Origin of the sequence: Caballeronia sp. (assembly GCF_049581465.1) — a bacterium.
In the GTDB taxonomy this organism is placed as follows: Bacteria; Pseudomonadota; Gammaproteobacteria; order Burkholderiales; family Burkholderiaceae; genus Caballeronia.
Window position 1 is genome coordinate 1 of record NZ_JBAUSA010000543.1, and the last position, 8156, is coordinate 8156.

The window sequence follows — 8156 nt, forward strand, 5'->3', positions numbered from 1 at the left end:
GTTGCACTAAACACGGAAAATTCAGCGCGATAAACCACCTCAGCACCGACAGAGTCGAAATTGACTGAGTTCAACACGATCACTCAAAGCGCTTTGCACCTAGTCCGACCGCAGCTTCATCAACGCCTCTACTAGAACTTCGACCCTGACCGGCCGGGTCCGTGAACCCGGCACGATCACATTGACCGGCAATGGCTTGGGACGGAACTGATGCAGGACTTCCTGCAGCGCGCCACTATCGAGCAGAGATCGCGCCATAAATTCCGGCATCTGGACCATGCCGGCGTCCCGCACGGCTGCGTTGACAAGCGCTTCACCATGACTGATACGAAATCGCGAGTTTGGTGAAATCGTCACGGGGTGGCCATCCGCGATGAATTCGAGCGGACGGTCCCGGCCGTCCGTCGGCATACGAAAGACAACGAACGTATGGTTCGACAGGTCATTGACATTGCGGATCTTCGGATTCGCCGCAAGATAAGCGGGACTAGCGCATAAGATCAGAGGCTGTGAATCGAATTGACGCGCGATCATGCTCGAGTCGGAGAGCGTACCGAAACGAACTACGGCATCAAGCCCTTCCTTCACCAAATTGACCTGCTCGTCCGACAAACGGAGATCGATTTCGAGTGCGGGATAGCGGCGCTGCAAAGCTGTGAGCACCGGGACCACTACCCGGGTCCCATAGCCGATCGGCGCACCGATGCGGATCGTGCCCGAAGGTTCGGCAGCATCGGAGACGCTGTGCAAATCGAGCGACTCAATCTCGTCGAGGAGCCGGGAACACTTGGCAAAGAGCGTCTGCCCTTCCGCCGTCAAGTGCACGGATCGCGTAGTGCGATTGAAAAGCCGAACGCCGAGTTCCTGCTCCAGTCGCGCAATGCTTTTTGCTACAGACGACGGCGCGAGACTCAAATCCCGTGCCGCGTTCGCAAAGCTGCCGTGTCGTGCGACAGCGGCGAAGTTGAGGAACTGACTGAGATTTTTCATGAGGATATTCCCGACAATCTGTCATCAGTGAAACGGCAGCGAGGCGATCAAACGACAAAGCGTATTGGGGTAGATTGACCTTTCTGCACTTAACGAGAAAGGACCCCAATGCGTTTCCAAAACATCCAGCCGGTCGAGTACGATTTTGGTGGCTCGCGTGCTCGCATGCTCGTCTCCGGTAAGCAATCCGCGGGATCGTACTGCATGCTTGAGATATTTTCCCCTGCAGGTCGCGCTACGCCGAACCACAAACATCAGCATGAAGACGAAACCATCCACATTCTGGATGGCGAACTTAGTGTTGATATCGAAGGCACACTGCACACAGTGTGCACTGGCGAGACGTTGCATCTGCGACGTGGCACGGCCCATCAGCTCATCAACCGGTCGGATCGAACGGCGCGCTATCTTTTGATCTGCGCGCCGGCGGGATTCGACGAGTTCGTCGAGACTTGCGCCGACCCCCTGTCCGCACCGTTCGTGCCCGCGCCGCCGAGCGCCGTGGTTAAGGAAAGAATGCGGGAAGCAGCGCCGCGATTCGGGATCACATTGCTTTCGCCTAGTGACGCAAATTCATCGCAACGGTGACACCGTGAGTAGTCCGTCAGGTGCCGTGGCGCTGTTCTACCCGCTCAGGCGCAATGACGGCTACACCATCGACGGCCAGCACACCATGTCCCTCGTGCAAGACAAAGACCGGGTTGATCTCCGCTTCGACAATACGCGTTCCAAGCTGCCAGGCCATTCTCGAGAACGCGACAATGGCCGAGACCGCCGCGTCCACGTCAGCGCGCGGCCGGCCACGATAACCGTCCAGCAGCGACCAGGTCTTCAACGACTGAAGCATGGCCAGCGCGTCGTCGCGCGACAACGGAGCAGCCGCCGGCAATAACTTCATCGTGGTGTCCTTGAACAGTTCCGCCGTGACGCCACCCATGCCGAGCAAGATCGCCGTTCCAAGTGAATCACGGTGCAAGCCAAGGATGAGTTCGACTCCATCCCTCACCATCTCCTGCACCAGGAAGGCCTTGGGCACGCTGCCTGTGTGGGTCTGGACTTCATCGCACATGCGGGCGAGGCGTGCGCCGATCTCGTCTGTGGATACGCCCACCGCGACGCCCCCCACCTCGCTCTTGTGCGTGATCTCGTTCGACAACAATTTCAGCACGACCTTGCCGCCGAGCTCACGCGCGGCGGCCTGTGCCTCTTGCGCGTTCGTGACAACACGCTCCCGTACCGATGGAACGCCGAAACGCGCGAATAGCGTCTTGGCCTCGGCCTCGTTCAATGAGCCTTCAGGCAAGATGTCCAGCACGACAGGCGCTACCAGGTCCATCGGCATGCGTTCAGCAGATGCGGCTACGCGTCGATGATTCTCGCTGTATTTCCACATGGCGCCGAGCGCCGACGCCACGCTTTCGGGAGTCACAAAGGCCGGGATGTCCTGCCGATTCAAAAGCGCGGTGATCTCGGGTGCATGAGGACTGACGAAGCTCAGCAGAGGCTTGCTGCTGCCCGGCAGCGAATCGCGGATCGCACCGGCCATCAGATCGGGCATCGCCAGGCCCGACGACCCGACGATCACCACAACCGCGTCGTAGCCTGGGCTTGCCAACAGCGTCCGGATCGCTCCGCGCAACAGGTCCGGTTGCAGACCCGCGAGCGTCACGTCGATCGGATTGCGATCGAGCACCGCATGATCGCCGGTCTGCAATGCGCGCAACGCGGTGGCGGTCTCCTGATCGGGCGCAGGCGTCTCGAAGTCCACCATGCCCAGGCTATCCGTGACAAGCGTGCCTGCGCCGCCTGTCGATGTGAGAATGGCAATGCGCTTGCCCGTCAGGATACGGCGCGTCGCGAGCGCGGCGGGAATGTCCAGCAAGTCGGAGAACGTTTCTGCACGGATCACGCCAAGCTGGTCGAACAGTGCGTCGTACATCCGGTCTGCGCCGGCAAGCGCACCGGTATGCGACACGGCCGAGCGCGCGCCCGACTCCGAGCGGCCGATCTTGAATACGACAATCGGTTTGCCGGCGGCGGCGGCTCGCAACGCGGCCTTGGCGAATCGATCGGGATGACGCAAGCCTTCCATGTAAAGCGCGATGACCGAGGTCGCTTCGTCATCCACCAGATAGTCCACGAAATCGGCCATATCGAGGTCAACTTCATTGCTCGTCGACACCAGCTTGGAGAGGCCGATGCCTCGCGCCGCGGCACGCGACAAAAGTGAACCCAGGATGCCCCCGCTCTGCGACACCACGCCAATTCCGCCAACTGGAAGCGCGCCGGTCTCGAGCGCCCCGCTCGCGGAAAGCGTAATGCTGTCGGTGAGGTTGACGAGACCAATCGTATTCGGCCCAAGGATGCGCATGGCCCCTGCCGCCTCCATTAGTTCGGCCTGACGGCGCGCGCCCTCCTCGCCGGTTTCGGAATAGCCGCTCGCCAGGACGATGGCTGCGCTCGTTCCACGCTTCGCCAGCTCTCGCACCGCGCTATGCGCGCGCTCGGCGCCGAGCAGTACGATTCCTACATCAGGCGCTTCAGGCAGGGACGCGACATCCGGATAACAGGCCAGTCCGCTGATTGTCTGGTAACGCGGGTTGACCGGATAAATCTGTCCGTCAAACCCGTGCTTCTGCAGGTAAGCCACCGGGCGTCCCGAGGTCTTCGCGAGATCCGCCGACGCGCCGATCACGGCGACACTGCGCGGTCGCATCAGCTTTGCAATTGCATTCATCTCCACCACTCCTCTGCCAGTATTCATTGGCTTTTGTTGAGAAAGGCGAGAACCGCTTCGCGGTGCTCGTGGCTCGTGTAGCAGATGGCCTGAGCCTGACTGCCCTGTGCAAAAACCTGCTGCGCCGACAACTCGTAGCTCTGGTTCAGGATTGATTTGCCAAGCGCGAGCGCGGTCGGCGAGCCCACGCTGAGCTCTGTTGCCCACGCTTGCGCATGCGCCAGGAGATCGCCCGGACTGCAGACGCGATCCGCGATACCCAGCGCCAGCGCCTGCGCAGCGTCCACATTGCGGCCGCTGAAAATGAGTTCCTTGGCACGCGCGAGACCCACGCGGCGCGGCAGAAAGTACATGCCGCCGCCATCGGGAATCAGGCCGCGCTTGATGTAGCTCCACGCGAAGCTGGCCTCCTCCGATGCAACGATGAAGTCGCAACTGAGCGCCATGTCGGCGCCAAGACCCGCGGCGGCGCCATTCACGGCGGCGATGGTCGGCTTAGGCATCGAATACAAGAGATTCACCGTGTGATGCACACGTTGCTGGCGAGACCATCCGTTAAAGGCGACCTCGCCTGTGGGTGCTTCCATGCGCTTCGCCATGCCGCCGACGTCCCCGCCCGCGCAGAATCCTCGGCCGTTGCCCGTGAGGACGACGGCACGCACCGTGGGGTCGGTCGATGCGCGTGTCAGCGCCTCGATCAGTTCCGCGCGCATGTCGTCGCTGATTGCATTACGCTTGTCTGGGCGATTAAGCGTGATCGTCGCAATCTGCGCATCGATCGTCATATCGATAGTCGATGAAGCTGATGAACTCATGTCGGTACCTCAATAGAGTCGGTTTTGTTTGGCCGACGTTTCCCGCGCCGTACGTTTGGTTTGCGTCGATCCAATGCCACCGAGCTTAGTCTCCGTATTCAGGCAAAGCATCTGTCCAGTTCCACAGAGTGAAACTGCCCGAGACTTGGGCGAGGAAGCCCCGGCTGTTTCACTCTGTGGAACTGGGCTCTTGGCATCCCTACCCTGACGCCGATAATTGGCTTCAACGCCGGCCACGCCCATGCTTCGCTTATGTTCCCCATAGCAGGCCGCGACGACATACAAATACGGAGACGCGATGCACACTATCCCTTCCACCTCACTCGAACCGGACACGATCGGCCAGTCCGGCGCGCACGCTGTCTACCGCAAGATCACCTGGCGGCTGCTGCCCTTCTTGTTCGCCTGCTATGTGTTCGCCTACCTGGACCGTGCGAATATCGGCTTCGCGCACCTTCAGTTCGCGCACGATGTCGGTATGTCCGAAGCATCATTCGGCCTGGGCGTCGGCCTGTTCTACGCGGGCTACATGCTGTTCGAGGTCCCGAGCAATCTGTGGCTGCAACGGGTTGGGATTCGCCGCACGCTGTTGCGCATCATGGTTTTGTGGGGCATCGTTTCGGCCGGCACGGCATTCGTGCAGACCCCGGCACAGTTCTATCTCGCCCGCGTCCTGCTCGGCGCGGCGGAGGCCGGCTTCTTTCCGGGCGTGATCCTTTACTTCACCTACTGGTTTCCGGCGGCCCGCCGGGCGCGCATTACCTCGATCTTCATGATCGCCATCTGCGTCTCGGGCGTCATCAGCGGACCGCTCTCAGGCTTGATCCTGGAGAGCCTGTCCGGTGTCGGGCATTTACTCGGGTGGCAGTGGATGTTTTTGCTCGAAGGGCTGCCTTCGATCGTTGCCGGTCTCCTGGCCTACGTGTACCTCACCGATCGGCCCGAGCAGGCTGACTGGCTGAGCGCGGCTGAAAAGCGTTTCCTGATCGAGGAGCTTCGCCACGAAGCGCAAGCCAAGGCCGGACGCGCACATGCATCGATCTGGGTTGCGTTGAAGGAGCCGAAGTTCTACATCCTGACCTTCGCGTACTTCAGCGTGCCGTGGGCCAGCATCGTCGTGCACATCTGGGCGCCCGGCGTCATTCAGAAAAGCGGCGTAACGAACTTCTGGCACATTGGACTGCTTTCCGCGGTTCCTTACGTGGTCGGCGCGGCCGTGATGTATCTGCTCGGCCGTAGCTCGGACAGGATGCTTGAACGACGCTGGCATTTCATGGTGAGTACCGTGCTCGCTGCAGCGGGCGTGGCGCTTTTGCCGCTGGCCGCGAACAACCTTGGCTTACTGATGTTCTTGCTATGCGTGGCGACTGCGGGGTACCTGGGCATGTTGTCGCTGTTCTGGACAATCCCCCCGGCCTATTTGTCGACTACGGTTGCCGCGAGCGGCATCGGCCTTATTAGCACCCTTGGGCAGTTGGGTGGAATCTCCGCGCCCACCGTCATTGGTTTCGCATCCACACATTTCGGCAGCAACGAGATGGGACTTTACGCAGTCGCGATCGTGTCGATTCTGGGTGGACTGGCCGTCGTGCTTGGCATTCCGGCTGCCGCGATCAACGAGCGTTAGTTAGTCAATCGCTAACCTTCGATTTTCTCCACCGCCGCCAGGATCTGGTCGCCCAGCGCCAGCAACGGCCCCGACAACTCGCGCGTCACCGCCTGGACCGGATCAGTCGTACGGACACTGAAATTCAACACCACGCAAGCATGGCCCGGGATCAAGAGCGGCGTAGCAAGAGCGACCACCTCCGGCTGCCAGCTCGCCGCGCAATAGCCGTGCTCGTGAACGCTCGCGACGGCGCTCAGGATCTCGGCACGAAGCCGGGCCCAGCCGGTACGGCCGCGTTGCTCGAAGCTGAGCATGAGTACGTCGAATGCCTTTTGTTCAAGGGTTGCAAGATACGCTCGGCCAAGCGAAGTCAGCTCCATGGGCACCCGTTGTCCCGACACTATGTTTCTCAGCGAAACCCGCTGGTTGTAACGGACCGATTCCAGATAGACCATCTCTTCGCGATCGGCTGCCGCGAGACCTGCATTGATATGGTGCCTCTGCGCAATCTCGCGAATCAGCGGCGCTGCCGCCTGCAGGAGGGTCGAGCCGCTGCGCATGGCATGAGAGAGGCTTAACACGGGTACACCAAGACGATAGGCCTTGCGCCCAACGTCGTGCTCGAGATATCCGGCCGCAGCCAGCGTTTGCGTGAGTCGACTGACAGTGGCCTTTGGCAGCCCGGTTCGCTCAACGAGATCTCCATTGCCGAGCAACGTCGCCCCGGGACCAAAGGCTCGCAGCAGTTCCAACCCTCGCTCCAGCGAGCGATTCGAGACGGCGCCTCGACGGGGTTTGTGTATTGGCTTGCTATCCGGCATTGGGACAGTATTCCTTATGTCTTGCCTGCATCAGGTAACGCCTTTTGTCTGGACTTCCCATGCTTTGGGCTTGTTGTCGCGCTTTCGGGCGTCGCTATTATTGCATCAACGCTTTGACCTAAACTCCGTTCAAAACCTCGCAAAATGACGATCCATTTTCCATTCGCACCTGACAATCTGAATGCTCTGACCGCGTCACACACCTAGGAGAAATATCATGGTTAGTATCGAAAAAATCAGCTTCAGGCGGGTCTGGTTCATCACCGGTGCGTCACGCGGCCTTGGCGCGCTCATCGCCGACGCAGCGTTGGCTGATGGAAACGCCGTGGTTGCAGCGGGTCGCAATGTTGCAGCAATCACGGAGCGACTTGGCGAATCGCCGGCGCTCCTGCCCGTGGCGCTTGACGTGACCGATGAAGCGCAGGGAAAAGCAGCGGCTAAAGCAGCGGTTGAAAAATTTGGCCGGATCGATGTTTTGATCAATAACGCAGGTTTCGGATTGTTGGGGGCTATCGAAGAGTCTAGCGACGCTGACGTGCGCCAAATGTACGACACCAACGTGTTCGGGCTGTTGAATGTCACGCGTGCCGTTTTGCCCGTGATGCGTTCGCAGCGTGCGGGCCACATCATCAACATGTCGTCGATCGGCGGTTATCGCGCAGGCGCCGGATTCGGCGCTTATTCATCGACCAAGTTTGCGGTCGAGGGTTTGACCGAGGCGTTGCGAGCGGAACTGAAACCACTCGGTATCTACGCTACAGTCGTGGAACCCGGATACTTCCGTACGGACTTTCTCGACGCGTCGTCGCTGAAAGTTGCCCGAGAAGTGATCGCCGATTATGACGAGACTTCGGGAAACGTACGCAGGATCGCCGCGAGCCTTAACCACAGTCAGCCGGGTAACCCAGAGAAATTGGCGAAAGCCATGATCGAACTGGTCGACGCGTCAACGCCTCCGTTGCGCTTGCCGCTGGGCACCGACACGCTAAAGGCCATCGCTGAGAAAAACGCGTATGTCACGCAAGAGACGGAGACCTGGAGAGCGCTGTCAGCATCAACTGACTTTGCTGCATCATAGTTTTCGTCAGACAGGTATGCGCCACGCAGGCGTCGAAACGAAAGCATGCGCACCAAACGATGAGCTTTTGACGCAATGCGAGTTCGTCGGACACCCAGATGTTGAC

General features: G+C 60.1%; 7 protein-coding genes. 3 read left to right on the forward strand and 4 right to left on the reverse strand.

Annotated features, from left to right (window positions below; translation table 11 throughout):
• Positions 1-99 precede the first annotated feature (99 nt).
• Positions 100-990, reverse strand: coding sequence for a LysR family transcriptional regulator (locus WCA53_RS13435; RefSeq protein WP_423910797.1), 891 nt, complete (start codon positions 988-990; stop codon positions 100-102).
• 108 nt (positions 991-1098) lie between these two features.
• Here WCA53_RS13435 and WCA53_RS13440 point away from each other — a divergent pair, with 108 nt between their 5' ends.
• Complete coding sequence (locus WCA53_RS13440; protein WP_423910800.1) at positions 1099-1578, forward strand: cupin domain-containing protein; 480 nt, start codon at positions 1099-1101, stop codon at positions 1576-1578.
• Between the two features lie 16 nt (positions 1579-1594).
• Here WCA53_RS13440 and WCA53_RS13445 read toward each other — a convergent pair whose 3' ends face one another.
• On the reverse strand, positions 1595-3727 hold the full coding sequence (locus WCA53_RS13445) for an acetate--CoA ligase family protein (RefSeq protein ID WP_423910803.1): 2133 nt from the start codon (positions 3725-3727) through the stop codon (positions 1595-1597).
• 23 nt (positions 3728-3750) lie between these two features.
• On the reverse strand, positions 3751-4542 hold the full coding sequence (locus tag WCA53_RS13450) for an enoyl-CoA hydratase/isomerase family protein (RefSeq protein WP_423910806.1): 792 nt from the start codon (positions 4540-4542) through the stop codon (positions 3751-3753).
• 298 nt (positions 4543-4840) lie between these two features.
• Between WCA53_RS13450 and WCA53_RS13455 the strand changes: the two genes are divergently transcribed.
• The gene (locus WCA53_RS13455) at positions 4841-6169 is read left to right on the forward strand and encodes an MFS transporter (RefSeq protein ID WP_423910809.1); all 1329 of its coding nucleotides are present in this window, start codon (positions 4841-4843) and stop codon (positions 6167-6169) included.
• A gap of 11 nt (positions 6170-6180) precedes the next feature.
• On the opposite strand, the gene WCA53_RS13460 is transcribed toward WCA53_RS13455, so the two are convergent.
• The gene (locus tag WCA53_RS13460) at positions 6181-6972 is read right to left on the reverse strand and encodes an IclR family transcriptional regulator (RefSeq protein ID WP_423910814.1); all 792 of its coding nucleotides are present in this window, start codon (positions 6970-6972) and stop codon (positions 6181-6183) included.
• A gap of 217 nt (positions 6973-7189) precedes the next feature.
• On the opposite strand from WCA53_RS13460, the gene WCA53_RS13465 reads away from it, so the two are divergent.
• Entirely contained in the window at positions 7190-8050 is an 861-nt protein-coding gene (locus WCA53_RS13465; RefSeq protein ID WP_423910819.1) for an oxidoreductase, read from the forward strand.
• Positions 8051-8156: the final 106 nt, after the last annotated feature.

What these genes read in the sequence shown, in the direction of transcription:
- WCA53_RS13465 (WP_423910819.1), top strand. Translation starts at nt 7,190, where the DNA reads ATGGTTAGTATCGAAAAAATCAGCTTCAGGCGGGTCTGGTTCATCACC.
- WCA53_RS13450 (WP_423910806.1), bottom strand. Translation starts at nt 4,542, where the DNA reads ATGAGTTCATCAGCTTCATCGACTATCGATATGACGATCGATGCGCAG.
- WCA53_RS13455 (WP_423910809.1), top strand. Translation starts at nt 4,841, where the DNA reads ATGCACACTATCCCTTCCACCTCACTCGAACCGGACACGATCGGCCAG.
- WCA53_RS13460 (WP_423910814.1), bottom strand. Translation starts at nt 6,972, where the DNA reads ATGCCGGATAGCAAGCCAATACACAAACCCCGTCGAGGCGCCGTCTCG.
- WCA53_RS13445 (WP_423910803.1), bottom strand. Translation starts at nt 3,727, where the DNA reads ATGAATGCAATTGCAAAGCTGATGCGACCGCGCAGTGTCGCCGTGATC.
- WCA53_RS13435 (WP_423910797.1), bottom strand. Translation starts at nt 990, where the DNA reads ATGAAAAATCTCAGTCAGTTCCTCAACTTCGCCGCTGTCGCACGACAC.
- WCA53_RS13440 (WP_423910800.1), top strand. Translation starts at nt 1,099, where the DNA reads ATGCGTTTCCAAAACATCCAGCCGGTCGAGTACGATTTTGGTGGCTCG.